The sequence below is a fragment of the Geothrix alkalitolerans genome (assembly GCF_022808885.1).
GTDB lineage: Bacteria > Acidobacteriota > Holophagae > Holophagales > Holophagaceae > Geothrix > Geothrix alkalitolerans.
Map to the genome: position 1 here is coordinate 215,165 of NZ_JAKZLE010000005.1, position 16,148 is coordinate 231,312.

The 16,148-nt window shown below is 66.9% G+C and carries 12 protein-coding genes; 11 read left to right on the top strand and 1 reads right to left on the bottom strand.

Annotated features, from left to right (window positions below; genetic code table 11):
* Positions 1 to 4: 4 nt before the first annotated feature.
* Complete coding sequence (locus MLJ35_RS11555; protein ID WP_243384467.1) at positions 5 to 2,290, bottom strand: fibronectin type III domain-containing protein; 2,286 nt, start codon at positions 2,288 to 2,290, stop codon at positions 5 to 7.
* 231 nt (positions 2,291 to 2,521) lie between these two features.
* Here MLJ35_RS11555 and MLJ35_RS11560 point away from each other — a divergent pair, with 231 nt between their 5' ends.
* The 11 genes from MLJ35_RS11560 to MLJ35_RS11610 all read left to right on the top strand — a co-directional run bounded on the left by MLJ35_RS11560 (position 2,522) and on the right by MLJ35_RS11610 (position 16,061).
* Entirely contained in the window at positions 2,522 to 4,231 is a 1,710-nt protein-coding gene (locus MLJ35_RS11560) for a glutamine--tRNA ligase/YqeY domain fusion protein (protein ID WP_243384468.1), read from the top strand.
* Positions 4,232 to 4,435: 204 nt separating this feature from the next.
* Complete coding sequence (gene nuoH, locus MLJ35_RS11565; RefSeq protein ID WP_243384469.1) at positions 4,436 to 5,497, top strand: NADH-quinone oxidoreductase subunit NuoH; 1,062 nt, start codon at positions 4,436 to 4,438, stop codon at positions 5,495 to 5,497.
* A 10-nt stretch (positions 5,498 to 5,507) separates the two neighbouring features.
* Positions 5,508 to 6,071: a NuoI/complex I 23 kDa subunit family protein gene (locus tag MLJ35_RS11570; protein ID WP_243384470.1), complete on the top strand. Its 564-nt coding sequence runs from the start codon at positions 5,508 to 5,510 to the stop codon at positions 6,069 to 6,071.
* Positions 6,072 to 6,081: 10 nt separating this feature from the next.
* Positions 6,082 to 6,576 (top strand): NADH-quinone oxidoreductase subunit J, encoded by a 495-nt coding sequence (locus tag MLJ35_RS11575; protein ID WP_243384471.1) that lies wholly within the window; start codon positions 6,082 to 6,084, stop codon positions 6,574 to 6,576.
* A 19-nt stretch (positions 6,577 to 6,595) separates the two neighbouring features.
* Positions 6,596 to 6,925: an NADH-quinone oxidoreductase subunit NuoK gene (gene nuoK, locus MLJ35_RS11580; protein ID WP_420843041.1), complete on the top strand. Its 330-nt coding sequence runs from the start codon at positions 6,596 to 6,598 to the stop codon at positions 6,923 to 6,925.
* Positions 6,926 to 6,932: 7 nt separating this feature from the next.
* A complete protein-coding gene (gene nuoL / locus MLJ35_RS11585) occupies positions 6,933 to 8,837 on the top strand; it encodes an NADH-quinone oxidoreductase subunit L (protein WP_243384473.1) in 1,905 nt (634 codons plus the stop codon).
* Between the two features lie 8 nt (positions 8,838 to 8,845).
* Positions 8,846 to 10,474 carry a complex I subunit 4 family protein gene (locus tag MLJ35_RS11590; RefSeq protein WP_243384474.1) on the top strand — a complete coding sequence of 543 codons (1,629 nt, stop codon included), beginning with the start codon at positions 8,846 to 8,848 and terminating at the stop codon, positions 10,472 to 10,474.
* Positions 10,471 to 11,970 carry an NADH-quinone oxidoreductase subunit N gene (locus tag MLJ35_RS11595; RefSeq protein ID WP_243384475.1) on the top strand — a complete coding sequence of 500 codons (1,500 nt, stop codon included), beginning with the start codon at positions 10,471 to 10,473 and terminating at the stop codon, positions 11,968 to 11,970. Before MLJ35_RS11590 ends, MLJ35_RS11595 begins: the two co-directional genes overlap by 4 nt.
* A gap of 113 nt (positions 11,971 to 12,083) precedes the next feature.
* Positions 12,084 to 13,577 carry an efflux RND transporter periplasmic adaptor subunit gene (locus tag MLJ35_RS11600; RefSeq protein WP_243384476.1) on the top strand — a complete coding sequence of 498 codons (1,494 nt, stop codon included), beginning with the start codon at positions 12,084 to 12,086 and terminating at the stop codon, positions 13,575 to 13,577.
* A 12-nt stretch (positions 13,578 to 13,589) separates the two neighbouring features.
* Positions 13,590 to 14,807, top strand: a complete 1,218-nt coding sequence (locus MLJ35_RS11605; protein WP_243384477.1) for an ABC transporter permease — start codon at positions 13,590 to 13,592, stop codon at positions 14,805 to 14,807.
* 6 nt (positions 14,808 to 14,813) lie between these two features.
* Positions 14,814 to 16,061: an MFS transporter gene (locus MLJ35_RS11610; RefSeq protein WP_243384478.1), complete on the top strand. Its 1,248-nt coding sequence runs from the start codon at positions 14,814 to 14,816 to the stop codon at positions 16,059 to 16,061.
* The last annotated feature ends 87 nt before the right edge of the window (positions 16,062 to 16,148 follow it).

Below are 16,148 nucleotides of genomic sequence, written 5' to 3' on the forward strand. Positions count from 1 at the left end.
GGGGCTACTCGTGGTAGTCGGTGAGCCCCGCGTTGGTCAGATTGAGGACGTGAAGTTTCTGGGTTTCATCGAAGCCGATCCTCAGCAGGGGGGGGTAACTGGAGGTATAGGGTGCCACGAGGGTCTCGTGCCAACCGTCCAGCGCCTGGTGGTAAGTCTTCACACCCGCGCTGGTGTTGAACACGATCGCCACCCGGCTTTGATCAGGCGAAATGGCGGCCGAAGCTGTGGTGCTCGCGCCATCGTGCACCCGAGACCCCAGGAGCACCGGAGACTGCCATACACCGGCCTTCAACTGGATCACCCATAGGCCGTGTTCAAGAATGTTGCCCCCGACATACTGCTCGAAGAAGATCCATCCGTTGCTGCCGTCGACCCAGGCAGAATCCAGGAAATCGTACCACCCTGCTTGGATGGTCCCTGTGGGTGGGGTCGAGGCAGTCCAGGTACCTGCTCCGGTCAGGACATAGTCGATGACCGAACCCCAGTTGCCGAGGAGGATGTGGGGTGTGTCAGAACTGTCCAAGGTAATGTGGAATGATCCGATGTTGGACACGGAGGGGGAGAGGCTGGCAAGGGATTCTTCCACCCATGATCCATTCACCTTATGCAGGTAGGATAGACTGGCGGTGGAGCCACCGTAGGGCTGGCTGGCGGTCACGTGATCCAGCAGCACGTGGGGCACGCCGGTGGAGTCCAGGTGGTAGGTCCAACCCGAGTTGGCGGAGGACCAGGGAATCGAGGCGGTGGCCATTGTTTCCGAGGCCCAGGCGGTCCCGTTGTACCAAAGGTGGATCAGGTTCAAGGCTGATCCGCCCGAGGCTGGAGTGGCATAGACCGCATGCGGCCATCCTTGACGGTCCACTTGGATGAGGGGCGAGGACTCTCGGCTGGCGTCGCCCGGGAAGGTGGCCGGCCAGGGGTCGTTGTTGGAGAGAACCCCGAGGGGTGAGAGGGTGGCGAATGCCCAGCCGCCCGAGGGGCGCAGGGCCGCGTCCGAGGCGGTAGGCAGGTTCAGCCCTGTCGGAATCAGAACCAGGGCACCCGGCGGGTTCAGGGTCGCGGCGGTTGCGTAACCGCTTGGGGCCTCCTGGGTGCTGTTCTTGGCCACCACCGTGTAGGTGTAGTAGCCGAGGCTGGTCACCGGATCCAGGTAGGAACTGGTGCTGGGGGAGAGGATGGCGACGTCGCTGGTAAATCCAGCATTGGGGGTTCTACGGACGACAATCTGGTTGGCCGCGGTGCTTCGATTCTGCCAAGTGAGTTGGAGACCGCTTGCGGTGGCAGACACCTGCAGGGTGACCGGCGGGAGCAGGGGGACTGAGGCGCCGTAGTACATCGTGGAGGGCGTGGTGGTCGTGGCGCCGTAGAGGTAGGTCACTCGATAGAGGTAGTAGCCTCCTTCCTGGACGCTCTGGTCCAGGAAGGAGGTGTGGAAGCCGGAGGGCATGGAGACCTCCGTCCAGTTTCCCAAGGAGTTGCCGTAGGCATCACTGTCGGAGCGCTCCAGGCGCACTCCATCCGGCTGGGTCGATGTGCTGGAGCCCCAGCTGACGAGCATGCCACCCTGGGTCGCGTCGTAGGATGCATTGACCCAGGTGACAGAGACCAGCCCCGTGAACACAGGTTGGGAATTGATGCTGGGCTGGCTGGCCTGGACTCCCTTGAGATTGGTGATTCGATAAGTGTAATAGAGATCAGGAGATACTCCCCCATCCCGGTAGGTGGAGGCCTGCGGGTCGCTCAAAGGAAGGCTGGTCCAGGTCCCGGTGACTGAACCGTAGGCGGAGCACTCTGCGCGCTCGATTCGGAGACCGTCCGCGCTGGCCGTGTTCCGGTTCCAGTTGAGGACCACGACCGAATTGGCCCAGTCGTAGGTGGCGTTGGCCTGGCTAGGAGCGTTGGGTCTCCGGGAGTAGGTGACTGAATTCGAATAGGGGCTGAACTCTGTACCCCTGGCCGTGCGCAGGCGGAAGGCGTAGTCGGTGGCGTCCGGGGCTGTGGGCGAGAAGGTCAGGTAGAGGTTCGTGTAGGTGGATGGAATGAGGCCGGTGTGGATCTTCGTGAAAGCTCCGTCCCCGATCTTGGATTCCAGTTCGTAGCCGTCGAAACCCGCGGTCGGCGCGGTCCATGTCAGTAGAATCTGGTCCAATCCTGTGGCGGTGACGGTGAGGCCCGTGGGCGTGGGGGCAGTGGCCGGGCTCGTGGCAGCATTGCCGCCCCCACCCCCACCCCCGCAGGTGATGACGGCCAGGCTGAGTACGATGGAAAGAATGAATCGGATGCGCACGGAGAACCTCGAATGAGGTGAGCTGGCCCTTGGGTGAAGATGGGATCGCCCGGGATTCCTTCAGCAGGGAAGGGCCCACATCTACCATGGTTATTGCGAAGTTGTCCCGGACCCCGGCCGAACGGTAGGGTTTCGGGGGCCGAATGGTAGGCCATGGCCCCGCCTGGAGGTCTGAAGCCTCCCCGGGGAGTGCCCCGGGTTATCCTGATCATTTGATTCCTGCGAGCCCCGATGTCCCCTGACCTGCCTCTTCCGGAACCCAAGAGCCTCCACTTCATCGAGGAGATCGTGGAGGCGGACCGCGCCTCGGGAAAGCATGGCGGGCGGGTGCTCACGCGGTTCCCGCCGGAGCCCAACGGCTACCTGCACATCGGCCACGCCAAGAGCATCTGCCTGAACTTCGGCCTGGCGAAGGCCTACGGGGGCGCCACGAACCTGCGCTTCGACGACACCAACCCGGTGAAGGAGGACGTGGAGTACGTGGATTCCATCCGGGACGACGTGCGCTGGCTGGGCTTCGACTGGAAGGGCGAGCACTACGCCTCGGACTACTTCCCCTTCCTCTACGAGTACGCGGAATACCTCATCGGGCAAGGCAAGGCCTACGTCTGCGACCTCTCGGAAGCGGAGATCCGCGAGTTTCGCGGGAACTTCCACACGCCCGGGCGGCCCAGCCCGTACCGTGACCGCAGCCCCGAGGAGAACCTGGACCTCTTCCGCCGCATGAGGGCCGGGGAGTTCCCCGACGGCTCGAAGGTGCTCCGCGCCAAAATCGACATGGCCAGCGGGAACATGAACCTGCGCGATCCGCTCATGTACCGCATCCGCCGGGCCCACCACCACCGCACGGGCGACGCCTGGTGCATCTACCCCATGTACGACTACGCCCACGGCGTGTCGGACGCCATCGAGACCATCACCCACTCCATCTGCACCCTGGAGTTCGAGGATCACCGGCCCCTGTACGAGTGGTTCCTCGAGCAGGATGTGGAGGGGAAGTTCTTCCAGCGCCCCCTGCCGCGCCAGATCGAGTTCGCCCGCCTGAACCTCACCCACACGGTGATGAGCAAGCGGCGGCTGCTCCAGCTGGTGCAGGACGGCATCGTGCGGGGCTGGGACGATCCCCGCATGCCCACCATCTGCGGCCTCCGCCGCCGGGGCTACACCCCCGAGGCCGTGCGGGCTTTCGCGGAGAAGGTGGGCGTGGCCAAGCGCGACATGGTGGCCGACGTGGGCCTGCTGGAGTTCTGCATCCGCGAGGACCTGGAGAAGCGCGCCCCGCGCCGCATGGCCGTGCTTCGGCCCCTCAAGGTGGTCCTCACCAACATGGCGGGGTCGGACGCCTTCGAGGTGGAGGTGGCCAACCACCCTGACGATCCGGCCATGGGCGTCCGGAAGCTGCCCTTCACCCGGGAGCTCTACATCGACCAGGACGACTTCCGCGAGGAGGCCCCCAAGAAGTGGTTCCGACTGGCGCCGGGCGCCGAGGTGCGGCTGCGCGGAGCCTGCCTGGTGACCTGCCGCGAGGTGATCAGGGACGCTGCCGGGAACGTGGTGGAGCTGCGCTGCGAGTGGGATCCCGCCAGCAAGGGCGGGAACGCGCCGGACGGCCGGAAGGTGAAGGGCACCCTCCATTGGGTAAGCGCGACCCATGCCGTGAAAGCGGAGGTGCGGCTCTACGAGGCCCTCTTCACGCAGGAGGACCCCATGGACGTGCCCGAGGGCCGGGACTGGAAAACCCTCCTCAATCCTGGAAGCCTCGAGGTGCTCGCGGAAGCCCGCCTGGAGCCGAGCCTCCGCGAGGCGCTGCCCGGGGAGCGTTTCCAGTTCGAGCGCACGGGCTACTTCGCCGTGGATCCCGATTCCAGGCCCGGCAGTCCGGTTTTCAATCGGACGGTGGGGCTGAAGGACAGCTGGGCGAAGATCGAGTCCAAGGGGTAACGGGATAAGGTGATTCCCTCCTCGCCGGGGGCCCGACTGCACAGAGCCCCCCAGGCTCTGCGCAGTCACCCGGCGGTCGGGAGGCTGTGATCCAGGTCGCATCGGCACCCGGGGATTTCTTTCCCTTCGTGTCGTGAGGGCCGGGGCTCTGATAGGCTCGATGGGTTGGGCCTCCCCGAGGGTGGCCCTGCCGGGAAGCCGCCCATGGACAAGCTCGCAAGCCTGCTGCACACCTCGCCTGCCACCGCTTGGATGGTGGCGAAACTCGTCATCGTCTTCGGCGGCGTCTTTTCGCTGGCGGCCCTCTGGACCTGGGTGGAGCGCCGCGGCGCGGCCATGATTCAGGACCGCATCGGGCCCAACCGCGCGGCCCTCTTCGGCAAGATCAAGATCATCGGCCTGGCCCAGCCCCTGGCGGACGGCATCAAGTTCTTCTTCAAGGAGGACCTGGTCCCCCACGACGCGAACAAAGCCCTCTTCTGGCTGGCGCCCTTCCTGGCCCTGGTGCCGGCCCTCATGGGCTTCGCCGTCATTCCCTTTGGGCGCAGCTTCGTGAGCGGCGGCCACGAGTACCACCTGGCGCTGCTGGACCCCGGCAACGGCATGGGGCTGCTCTACCCCCTGGCCATCGGCGGCATGGCGGTCTACGGCGTGCTGGTGGCGGCCTGGTCCAGCAACAACAAGTGGTCGATCCTCGGCGGCATGCGCTCGTCGGCCACCATGGTCAGCTACGAGATCGGCATGAGCCTGGCGGTGGTCACCATCTTCATGACCGCCGGGGGCTACGACCCCTCCGAGGTGATCAAGGCACAGGGCCACCTCCCCTGGGCCTGGAACATCGTCCGCCAGCCCCTCGGCTTCATCGTGTTCTTCACGTGCATGTTCGCCGAGACGAACCGCCTGCCCTTCGACTTCGCCGAGGGCGAGAGCGAGATCGTGGCAGGCTTCAACGTCGAATACGGCAGCATGAAGTTCAGCCTGCTGGCCCTCTCCGAGTACTGCCACCTGATGACGGCATCGGCGCTCATCGCCACGCTCTACTTCGGCGGCTGGCAGGTGCCCTTCGTGCAGAACCCCTCGGTGCTGCTCTCCGTGGCCAGCTTCCTGGTGAAGATGCTCTTCTTCGCCTGGGTCTTCGTCTGGATCCGCTGGACGCTGCCGCGGTTCCGTTATGACCAGCTCATGCATCTCGGATGGAAGGCGATGCTGCCGATGTCCATGGTCAACCTGGTCTTCCACGCCTGGCGCATGAGCCAGGGCCACTGAGGAGTAGGCGATGGGTGTCGTCGTCAAGAAGGTCGAGCTGAGCTGGCTGGACCGCACCTATGTCTGGCCGGTGATGAAGGGCATGGGCATCACGCTCAGGCACTTCTTCAGGCAGCTCTTCACGCCCACCGCCAAGCGCTACACGATCCAGTACCCGGACATGAAGAAAGAGATGCCCGAGGGCTACCGCGGCCTCCACGAGCTGAAGCGCTTCGAGGACGGGGCCATCAAGTGCGTGGCCTGCTTCATGTGCCAGGAGGCCTGCCCGGCCCGCTGCATCAGCATCGAGGCCGAGGAGTTCAGCGAGCTCAACATCACCCAGGGCTTCGAGGAGAAGCGCCCGGCCAAGTTCAGCATCGACATGCTGCGGTGCATCTACTGCGGCATGTGCGAAGAGGCCTGCCCCAAGGACGCCATCTGGCTCCGCAAGGACTACGAAGTGGCCGCCTACGACCGGCTCGCCATGCAGTACGGCAAGTGGGACCTGATGAACACCTACGCCAAGGCCGACGGCAAGGAGAGCATCTCCGGGGATCCCACCCCATCCGTGCCGCGCCGCACGATCGCGATGTAAGGGAGCGGCCATGTTCATCACCTTTGCCCTCATCACCCTCCTGGGCGCCCTGGGGATGCTGCTGCAGAAGAACGTCGTCGTGGCGGGCCTCTGCATGGTGGCCGCCTTCTTCGGCGTGGCCGGGCTCTTCGTGCTGCTGGCCAACCCGGTCGCCGCCGCGCTCCAGATCATCGTCTACACCGGCGCGATCATGGTGCTGGTGCTCTTCGTGATCATGATGCTGAGCAGCCACCAGGAGGAGGAGGCCGCCGTCTCCCACCCCGTCCAGCGCTGGCTGTCCGTGGCCCTGCTCGCGGTCCTGGCCTTCGGCGCCGTGAAGCTGGTGCTAGCCTCCCCCGGGGTGAAGGCCTTGGCGGTGAAGGGGGCGGAGATGCCCCAGGCCATGACCCTGCAGACGGTGGGAACCAATCTCTTCGCCGACCACCTGCTGGGCTTCGAGGTGGCCGGCCTCGTGCTGTTGGCCGCGATGATCGGCGCCGTGGCGCTGACCAAACGGAACCTGTGAGGAGCCAGCGATGACCGGCATGGATACGATCCATCAGATCCTCAACGGCGGCCTTCAGGGGTACCTGGTGGTGGCGCTGCTGCTCTTCTTCCTGGGGCTGGCGACGGTGCTGCTGCGCCGGACGCTCCTCCTCCAGTTCATGGGCGTGGAGCTGATGCTCAACGCCGCCAACGTGGTCCTGCTGGCCTTCGCCCGCTTCCGCGGGGGGGACGCCCAGGCCATGGTCTTCTACCTCTTCATCATCGCCGTCGCCGCCTGCGAGGCGGCCATCGGCCTGGCGCTGATCATCGGCCTCTACCGCCACCGGGACACCACAGACTCGGACCGGGCCGCCAGCCTGAAGCAGTGAGGATGCGATGAACAAGTACTACTGGCTCATTCCGATCCTTCCCCTGCTGGGGGCGGCCTTCAACGGCCTGCTGGGCAAGCGCGCGGGTAAGGGCGCCGTCACCGTCGTGGGCGTGGGCGTGGTCCTGGCCTCGCTGCTGGTCGCCACCTCCGCCTTCTTCGCCATGAAGGGGATGCCCGACCACCGCCTGGTGCTGAACTACGGCGAGTGGATGCTGACCGGCTCCCTGTCCGTCCCCTTCGGCCTGGTGATCGATCCCCTCAGCGGCACCATGATGCTGGTCGTCGCGGGCGTCGGGTTCCTCATCCACCTCTACTCCGTGGGCTACATGCACGCGGAGGAGGGTTACGCGCGGTTCTTCAGCTACTTGAACCTGTTTGTGTTCTTCATGCTGACCCTGATCCTGGGCTCGAGCCTGCCCCTGATGTTCGTGGGCTGGGAGGGCGTGGGCCTCTGCTCCTACCTGCTCATCGGCTACTACTTCGAAACGGACTTCGCGCCCCAGGCGGGCCTGAAGGCCTTCCTCTTCAACCGCGTGGGCGACCTGGGCGTGTCGATCGGCATGCTGGTGCTCTTCGCCGCTTTCGGCACCCTGACCATCGCGGACATCCTCACCCAGGCCGGGCACCTGGCACCTGAGGCCGGGTTCGGCATCCTCACCTTCGCCACGCTGATGCTCTTCGTGGGCGCCACGGGCAAGAGCGCCCAGCTGCCCCTCTACCTCTGGCTGCCGGACGCCATGGCAGGCCCGACGCCCGTCAGCGCCCTCATCCACGCGGCCACCATGGTGACCAGCGGCATCTACATGATCTGCCGCCTGGCCCCCCTCTACACGCTGACGCCCATCAGCCTCGACGTGGTGGCCTGGGTGGGCGCGGCCACGGCCCTCTTCGCCGCCACCATCGGCCTCTTCCAGCGCGACATCAAGAAGGTGCTGGCCTATTCCACCGTCTCGCAGCTGGGCTACATGTTCCTGGGCCTGGGCGCGGCGGGCTTCGCGGCGGGCTTCTTCCACGTCTTCACCCACGCCTGGTTCAAGGCCCTCCTCTTCCTCGGCGCCGGCAGCGCGATCCACGCCATGCACCACGAGCAGGACCTCTTCAAGATGGGCGGCCTGAAGAACAAGACGAAGATCACCTTCATCACCATGGTGGCCGGCACCGTCGCCATCATGGGCTTCCCCGGCACCTCCGGCTTCTTCAGCAAGGATGAGATCCTCTACCTGGCCTACCTGAAGTCCCCGGCCCTGTGGGCGGTGGGCGTCGTCGCGGCCTGCTGCACCAGCTTCTACATGTGGCGCCTGATGGCCCTGGCCTTCTGGGGCGAGCCCCGCGACCACCATGCCTACGAGCACGCCCATGAGAGCCCGCTGTCCATGACGGTGCCGCTCATGGTGCTGGCGGTGGGCTCGCTGCTCTGGGGCTTCTGGGGCGTGCCCGAGGCCTTCGGCGGCCACTTCGCCGTTGGCGAGTGGCTGAAGCCGGCCCTCACCTACGGACAGACCCACGCCGCCCATGGCCACCACGAGGGTCCGGCGGTGCTGCTGGCCGCGATCTCCACGACCCTGGGCCTGGTCTTCGGCTTCCTGGGCTGGTCGAAGTACAAGAACGGCCCGGCCTGGGAGCTGGCCTTCGCCGAGAAGTTCCCCACGGTCCACCGGGTGCTGGTGAACAAGTACTACGTGGATGAGGGCGTGGAGCTCTACCTGCTCCGGCCCATCCGCTGGTTCGGCAACCTCCTGTGGAAGCTCTTCGACGTCATCATCATCGACGGCGTGGGCGTGAACCTTCCGGGTGCGCTGGCCCGGGTCTCCGGGGATTTCACGGCGCTCTTCCAGACGGGCCGGGTGCGGAACTACGCGCTCAGCATGGCGCTGGGGGCCGCGATCCTCCTCTATGTCTTCCTGAAGTAGGTGGGGCGATGACCTGGCTGAACCTCCATCCCCTCACCTTCCTGGTCTTCGCGCCAACCGTCCTGGGTTTCCTCCTCATGGCCCTGCCGCACGCGCTGGGCAAGCTGGCGCGCCTGCTGGGCTTCCTGGGCGCCCTGGCCATCTTCGTCCTGAGCCTCGCCTGGCTGCTTGGCCACGCGCCCGCCGCGGGCGGCACGGTCATGGCCGAGCGCACGCCCTGGTTCACGCTGGTGGGCCTGCCCGTGGACTACGCCCTGGCGGTGGACGGCCTGAACCTCTGGCTGGTACTCCTGACGACCTTCCTCGTGCCCCTCACCATGCTGGGCACCTGGAACAGTCTCAAGGACCGCATGGGCACCTTCGCGGCCCTGTTCCTCCTGCTGGAGACGGGCATGTTGGGCGCCCTGGTGGCCCAGGACCTGTTCGTGTTCTACCTCTTCTGGGAGGCCATGCTGATCCCGATGTACTTCATGATCGGGGTCTGGGGCGGTGACGAACGCCGCTACGCCGCCAACAAGTTCTTCCTCTACACCTTGAGCGGGTCCCTCCTGTGGCTGGTGGCGCTGCTCTACCTGGCCAACAAGGCCGGCGGCTTCAACCCCGCCGTGATGGCCCAGGCGGCCTCGGCGCTGCCCTTCGGCGTCCAGGGCTGGCTGTTCATCGCCTTCGCCGTGGCCTTCGCCATCAAGGTGCCGCTGTTCCCGCTGCACACCTGGCTGCCGGACGCCCACGTGCAGGCGCCCACGGCTGGCTCCGTCATCCTCGCCGGTGTGCTGTTGAAGCTGGGTGGATACGGCTTCATCCGCTTCGCCATCCCCATGTTTCCGCAGGCGGCGATGCACTACGCCAAGCCCATCGCCCTGTTGAGCGTCATCGCCATCGTCTACGGGGCCCTGGTGGCCATGGTCCAGCGCGACATCAAAAAGCTGGTTGCCTACTCCTCCGTGAGCCACATGGGTTTCGTGATGCTCGGCCTGGCCTCCATGACCGTCATCGGCACCCAGGGCGCCATGCTCCAGATGCTGAACCACGGCATCAGCACCGGCGCGCTCTTCCTCCTGGTGGGCATGCTCTACGACCGGGCCCACACCCGCATGATCGCCGACTTCGGCGGCGTGGCCGTGAAGATGCCCATCTTCACCACCTTCTTCATGATCGTGACGCTCAGCTCCATCGGCCTGCCCCTCACCAACGGGTTCGTGGGCGAGTTCTGGATCCTCAACGGCACCTTCCTGTCCGGCTTCCCGTGGGGCCGCCTCTATGCCGCCCTGGCCACCTCCGGCGTGCTGCTCGGCGCGGTCTACATGCTGTGGATGTTCATGCGGGTCTTCTGGGGCCCCGAAAACAAGGACGAGGACAGCGGCACCCATCACCTGCACAGCGACCTGAACGCGCGGGAGATCGCGGTGATGCTGCCCATCGTCGTGCTCATCGTCTGGATGGGCGTCCACCCGAAGACCTTCGTGGCCGCCAGCGAGACGCCCGTGACCGCCCTCCTCCAGGAGGTGAAGGCGCCGGCGCCCCGGACCTTCGTCCTGACCCCTGCCGTGCATGAGGTTTCCGGGGCCCACGAGGCTGCCGGTGCCGCCGGCGCCCACGCTCCCGAAGCTCCCGCCGCCCATGAGGTGCACCAATGAGCCTCACCCCCAGCCAGTGGGCGGCCCTGCTGCCGCTGCTCATCCCCGTGTTCGGCGCCTGCCTGGTCACCCTGATGTCCATCGACAAGGACCAGGCCACCACCAAGTGGATCCGGGGCGCCATGTACGGGACGGCCCTCCTCGCCGTGGGCGCCAGCTTCTGGTATCTGACCGATCTCTGGAGGACAGGCAGCCAGCCGGCCTTCTTCCAGCTCCACATGGATCGCCTGGCCCAGTTCACGGGCATCTTCGTGGCCGTGGCCGCAGCCCTCACCATCCTGCAGAGCTGGGACCACTTCCACCAGGAAGGCTGGGTGAAGGGCGAGACCCTCGCCCTGCTGCTCTTCGCCGTGGTGGGCATGGTGCTCTTCGCCTCCACCACCCACTTCGTGGTGCTCTTCCTGGGGCTGGAGCTGTTCAGCCTCCCCCTCTACGCCCTGGTGGGCACTGTGCGCGCCCGCTCCGAGAGCGCCGAAGGCGGCATGAAGTACTTCCTGACCGGCGCCGTGGCTTCCAGCTGCTTCCTCATGGGCGGGGTGCTCATCTACGGCCTGAGCGGGACCTTCGACCTGGCCGCCGCGGCCTCCATTCTCACCGTCCAGGGACTCGCCCTCGATCCCCTGGTGCTGGTGGGCGCCGCCCTGATGCTGCTGGGCTTCCTCTTCAAGGTCTCCGCCGTGCCCTTCCACCAGTGGACGCCGGACGCCTACGAGGCCTCGCCCCATCCCATCGCCGGCTTCATGTCCGTGGCCACCAAGGGCGTGGCCTTCATCGCCCTCCTGCGCGTCTTCCCCGGCAGCTTCGGTTCCCTGGGCCCCGTGGGTGCGAAGATGCAGTCCGTGATGGCTGTGCTGGCCGTCGCCACACTGGTGCTCGGCAACCTCACGGCCCTGGTGCAGTCCAACGTGAAACGCATGCTGGCCTATTCCAGCATCAGCCACGCGGGCTACCTCATGCTGGGCTTCGTGGCCGGCACCCCGGCCGCCTACACGGGCGTGCTGTTCTACCTGGTCATCTACCTGGCCATGAACATGGGCGCCTTCGGTCTTCTGACGGCCTTCGGCCTGGTGGGCGAGCAGACCACCTTCGAGGACCTGCGGGGCCTGGGCTGGAAGCGCCCGGCCATGGGCTTCTCGGCCGCGGTCTTCATGCTGAGCCTGGCGGGCATTCCGCCCCTGGGCGGCTTCTACGGCAAGTACATGATCTTCCGCGAGCTGGTGGGCACGGGCCATGTGGGCCTGGCCATCCTGGGCGTCCTCGCGAGCCTGGTGTCCGCCTACTACTACCTGCGCTTCCTGGTGGCCCTCTTCCTCCAGGCCCCCAGCGCCGAGGCCGAGCGCCTCGCCTCGGACCGGCCGGCTGTCCGCGCCCCCCTGGCGGGCGCCGCCGTGCTGGTGTCCGCAGCCATCGTCCTGGCGGGCGGCTTCATCCAGTACGCCCTGGCGGACGGGTTCGCGAAGCGGGCCATCACGGAAGGCCTGGGGCTGCTCCGATAGTTTTCCGGTTTTCCGGCTTCAACCGGGAACCTTCCCTGGTGGTCCATACATCGTTATGCGAAGGTACAGGGCTGGGCCCCTGTTCGGACCCTTGAGAAGCGGAGCGCGGCGCCATGAAACGGAACACCTGGATCGGCCTCGGCATCGGCGTCGTGGTGGTGGCAGGGGGGGCGACCTACCTGCTGACCCGTCCCAAAGAAGAGATCAAGTGGCGCTCAGCCAAGGTGGACCGCGGCAACATCATCCAGCGCATCAATGCCACGGGCGCCGTGAGCCCGGTGGTGCAGGTGGCCGTGGGCACCCAGGTGTCCGGCGTGATCTCGGCCCTCTACGTGGACTACAACAGCATCGTGAAGAAGGGGCAGCTCATCGCCCAGATCGATCCGACCGTCTGGGACACCCAGCTCCAGGATGCGCAGGCCAGCCTGCTCCGCGCCCAGGCCGCCTACGACTTCGCCAAGGCCGACCATGACCGCAGCAAGCGCCTGGCCGCGGACAAGCTCCTGGCGGACCAGGATCTCGACACCAAGGAGACGGCCCTCAAGAACGCCCGCGGCAACCTGGAGTCCGCGCAGGCCTCCCTGGCCCGGGCCAAGGCCAACCGCGGCTACTGCGACATCACCGCTCCGGTGGATGGCGTGGTGATCTCCCGGCTGGCCGACGTGGGCCAGACCGTGGCCGCCAGCTTCAGCACGCCGAACCTGTTCCAGATCGCTCAGGATCTGTCGAAGATGAAGGTCCAGGTGTCCATCGGCGAGTCGGACATCGACGAGGTGCAGGTGGGCCAGCGGGCCATGTTCACCGTGGACAGCCTGCCGGACAAGCAGTTCGCGGCCACCGTGAGCCTGGTGCGGCAGGAGCCCATCACCACCAGCAACGTGGTGAACTACGTGGTGGAGATGGTGGTGCCCAACGAGCCACTTTCCGGGAGTGGAGGGGATCCGGCCCCAGGGGCACCGGTCGCCGGCGCGCGGGACCCCGAGAAGGCCTGGGAGCGCTTGAGAGAGCGCATGGAGGCGCAGGGCGTCACCAAGGAGCAGTTCCTCAAGCGGTTCAAGGAGCGCCAGGCGGCGGCGGTCACCGCGACGGCCCGCCCGGCGATGAAGCCCAGCGCGGTCCCGGCGGACCGCATGGCCCTTGCCCGGACTCCCGGCGGCGCAAGCCTGCTGGGCGGCCCCAAGTTCACGGGCGATCTGGCCCTCCGGTCCGGCATGACCGCCAATGTCACCATCATCACCAACCAGAAGCGGGACGTGCTGCGGGTGCCGAATTCGGCCCTCCGGTTCAACCCCGCCGCTTTCCTCAAGGAGGAGAAGCCGGCCGAAGGTCTGCGCCTGGGCGGGCCCATGATGATGGGGCGCCCCCGCCAGGGCGCTCAGAGCACCACGGGAAGCAAGGGCGGCGTGGTGGCCAAGCGCGAGGACCGGGTCTGGGTGCTGGAGAATGGGAAGCCCAAGGCGCTGGCGGTGAAGGCTGGCATCTCGGATGGCCAGTTCACGGAGATCACCGGAGAAGGGCTGCAGGAGGGGATGATGATCCTCACCGGCGTCGAGAACACCAAGCAGGCCAACGGCGCCTCTGGCGGAACGAACGGCGGACGGCGGTAGCCGGGGGGGTCCATGCGCTTCCTGGAATTCCTCAAACTCGCCCTATTCGCCATCACGCGGAACAAGATGCGGGCCTTCCTCACCATGCTCGGCATCATCGTGGGCGTGGGAGCGGTCATCGCCATGATCGGCATCGGCGAGGGCTCCAAGCGCGCCTCCATCGCCCTCATCCAGAACATGGGCTCGAACATGCTCACCATCTTCCCCGGGGCCGGCGGCAATCGGTTCGGGCCCTCCGCCTTGGGCAGCGCCGACATCCTGCTGGAAAGCGACCCCCCCCTGATCCAGCAGGAACTTGCCCAGAGCAGCGTCGTGGCGGCCACGGCCCATGTGCAGACCACGAGGCCGGTCATCTACCAGAACAGCAACTACGTGACCCAGATCCAGGGCACGGGCCCCGAGTTCCTCCAGATCCGCGGATGGGAGGTGGAGAACGGCCGCTTCTTCACCGACACCGAGGTGCGCGGCATGGCCAAGGTCTGCGTCATCGGCCAGACCGTGAAGGACAACCTCTTCCCCAACGGGGAGGATCCCGTGGGCCTCACGGTCCGCATCGGGGCCCTCCCGTTCCAGGTGGTGGGCGTCCTCGAGAAGAAGGGCGCCGGCATGTGGGGGGACCAGGACGATCTCATCGTGGCGCCCTACACCACGGTCATGCGCAAGATCATGGGCCGCGACAAGATCCAGCGCATCATGGTCAGCGCCCAGGAGGGCAAGGCCGAGCTGGCGGAGGCCGAGATCACCGCCCTCCTGCGCCAGCGCATGAAGGTCGCCCCCAAGGACGACAACCCCTTCCAGATCCGCAAGCAGGACGACATCGTGCAGATGCAGAGCCAGCAGGCAGGCATCCTCACGGCCCTGCTCGCCGTGGCCGCCAGCATCTCACTTGTGGTGGGCGGCATCGGCATCTCCAACATCATGCTGGTGAGCGTCACGGAGCGAACCCGGGAGATCGGCATCCGCCGGGCCCTGGGGGCGACCCAGCACAGCATCCTCTGGCAGTTCCTCATCGAGGCCATCGTGCTGTCCGTGCTCGGGGGCCTCATCGGCATCGCCTTCGCCTATAGCGCCGTCTTCATTCTCCAGAAGTTCCAGATACCCGCCGTGACTGAATCCTGGGCGGTGGCCCTGGGCCTGGGGTTCTCGGGCCTGGTGGGCGTGGCGGCGGGCTTCCTGCCGGCCCTCAAGGCCGCCAAGCTGGATGTGATCGACGCCCTGAGGTACGAGTGATCCAGCGTGTCTGACGCGGCGGCGACGCACGATCCCTACGCGGCCCTGAGGGACGTGAACTACCGCTGGTTCATCGCGACCATGGGGCTCGTCACGTTGGGCCTGCAGATGCAGGGCGTGGTGGTGGGCTGGCAGGTCTACGACCGCACCGGCGATCCCCTGGCCCTGGGCCTGGTGGGCCTCTCCGAGGCGCTGCCCTTCCTGGCCACGGCCTTGTTCGGCGGCCACGCGGCGGACCGGGCGAACCGCCTGCGCCTCTGCATGGCCGCCACGCTGGGCCTCGCCCTCTGTTCGGGCCTGCTGTGGGCCTTCACCTGGCGGTGCTCCACGGGCCCGCTGGCCCGCGCCGTGTGGCCCATCTACGCCGTCATCTTCCTCACGGGCCTGGTGCGGGCATTCTACCGTCCCGCCAACGTGGCCCTGGGCACGGACCTGCTCCCCAAGGCGCTCTACGCCAACGGCTCCACCTGGCGGGTGTCCGTCTTCCACACGGGCATGGTGGTGGGCCCCGCGCTGGGCGGGCTCGTCTACGCCTGGCGGGGCCCGGCCCTGGCCCACTTCCTGGTGATGCTGCTCCTGGCCTGCGGCACGCTGGGCCTGCTCTTCATCCGCTACGCGCCCCGCCCCGTGGCGCCGCGGGCGGGCTCGGTGCTGGCAAGCCTCGGCGAGGGCCTGCGCTTCGTGTTCTCCCAGCGCCTGCTGCTGGGGGCCATCAGCCTCGACCTCTTCGCCGTGCTCTTCGGCGGGGCCGTGGCGGTGCTGCCGGTGTTCGCCAAGGAGGTCCTGAAGGTGGGCCCCCAGGGGCTCGGCGCCCTCCGCGCGGCGCCGGCCGTGGGGTCGGTGCTCATGGGCATCACCCTGGCCCACCTGCCGCCCCTGCGGCGGGCCGGGCGCACGCTGCTGCTCTGCGTGGCGGGCTTCGGCGCGGCCATGATCGCCTTCGCCCTGAGCCGGAGCTTCGCGCTCAGCCTGCTGCTGCTGGCCGCCAGCGGGGCCGTGGACAATGTCAGCGTGGTGCTGCGGGCCACCCTGCTCCAGACCCTCACGCCGGAACACATGCTGGGCCGGGTGTCCTCGGTGAACCAGGTGTTCATCGGCTCCAGCAACGAGATCGGCGCCTTCGAGAGCGGCCTGGCGGCCCGGCTGCTCGGCCTGGTGCCTTCGGTGGTCTTCGGGGGCTGCATGACCCTGCTGGTGGTGGCGACCACCGCCTGGAAGGTGCCCGGGCTCCGCCGGATGGACCGCATCGGCTGAGGGCCTGAATAAACCGGCCGAGCTGGTGATCTTGATCAAATAACTACCCGCGAGTCCCCTGAAGGAGGCCAAAGCTTCCACACTGGT

Coding starts and splice junctions, on each gene's coding strand:
- MLJ35_RS11560 (WP_243384468.1), top strand. CDS start 2,522: ATGTCCCCTGACCTGCCTCTTCCGGAACCCAAGAGCCTCCACTTCATC.
- nuoH (WP_243384469.1), top strand. CDS start 4,436: ATGGACAAGCTCGCAAGCCTGCTGCACACCTCGCCTGCCACCGCTTGG.
- MLJ35_RS11570 (WP_243384470.1), top strand. CDS start 5,508: ATGGGTGTCGTCGTCAAGAAGGTCGAGCTGAGCTGGCTGGACCGCACC.
- MLJ35_RS11575 (WP_243384471.1), top strand. CDS start 6,082: ATGTTCATCACCTTTGCCCTCATCACCCTCCTGGGCGCCCTGGGGATG.
- nuoK (WP_420843041.1), top strand. CDS start 6,596: ATGGATACGATCCATCAGATCCTCAACGGCGGCCTTCAGGGGTACCTG.
- nuoL (WP_243384473.1), top strand. CDS start 6,933: ATGAACAAGTACTACTGGCTCATTCCGATCCTTCCCCTGCTGGGGGCG.
- MLJ35_RS11590 (WP_243384474.1), top strand. CDS start 8,846: ATGACCTGGCTGAACCTCCATCCCCTCACCTTCCTGGTCTTCGCGCCA.
- MLJ35_RS11595 (WP_243384475.1), top strand. CDS start 10,471: ATGAGCCTCACCCCCAGCCAGTGGGCGGCCCTGCTGCCGCTGCTCATC.
- MLJ35_RS11600 (WP_243384476.1), top strand. CDS start 12,084: ATGAAACGGAACACCTGGATCGGCCTCGGCATCGGCGTCGTGGTGGTG.
- MLJ35_RS11605 (WP_243384477.1), top strand. CDS start 13,590: ATGCGCTTCCTGGAATTCCTCAAACTCGCCCTATTCGCCATCACGCGG.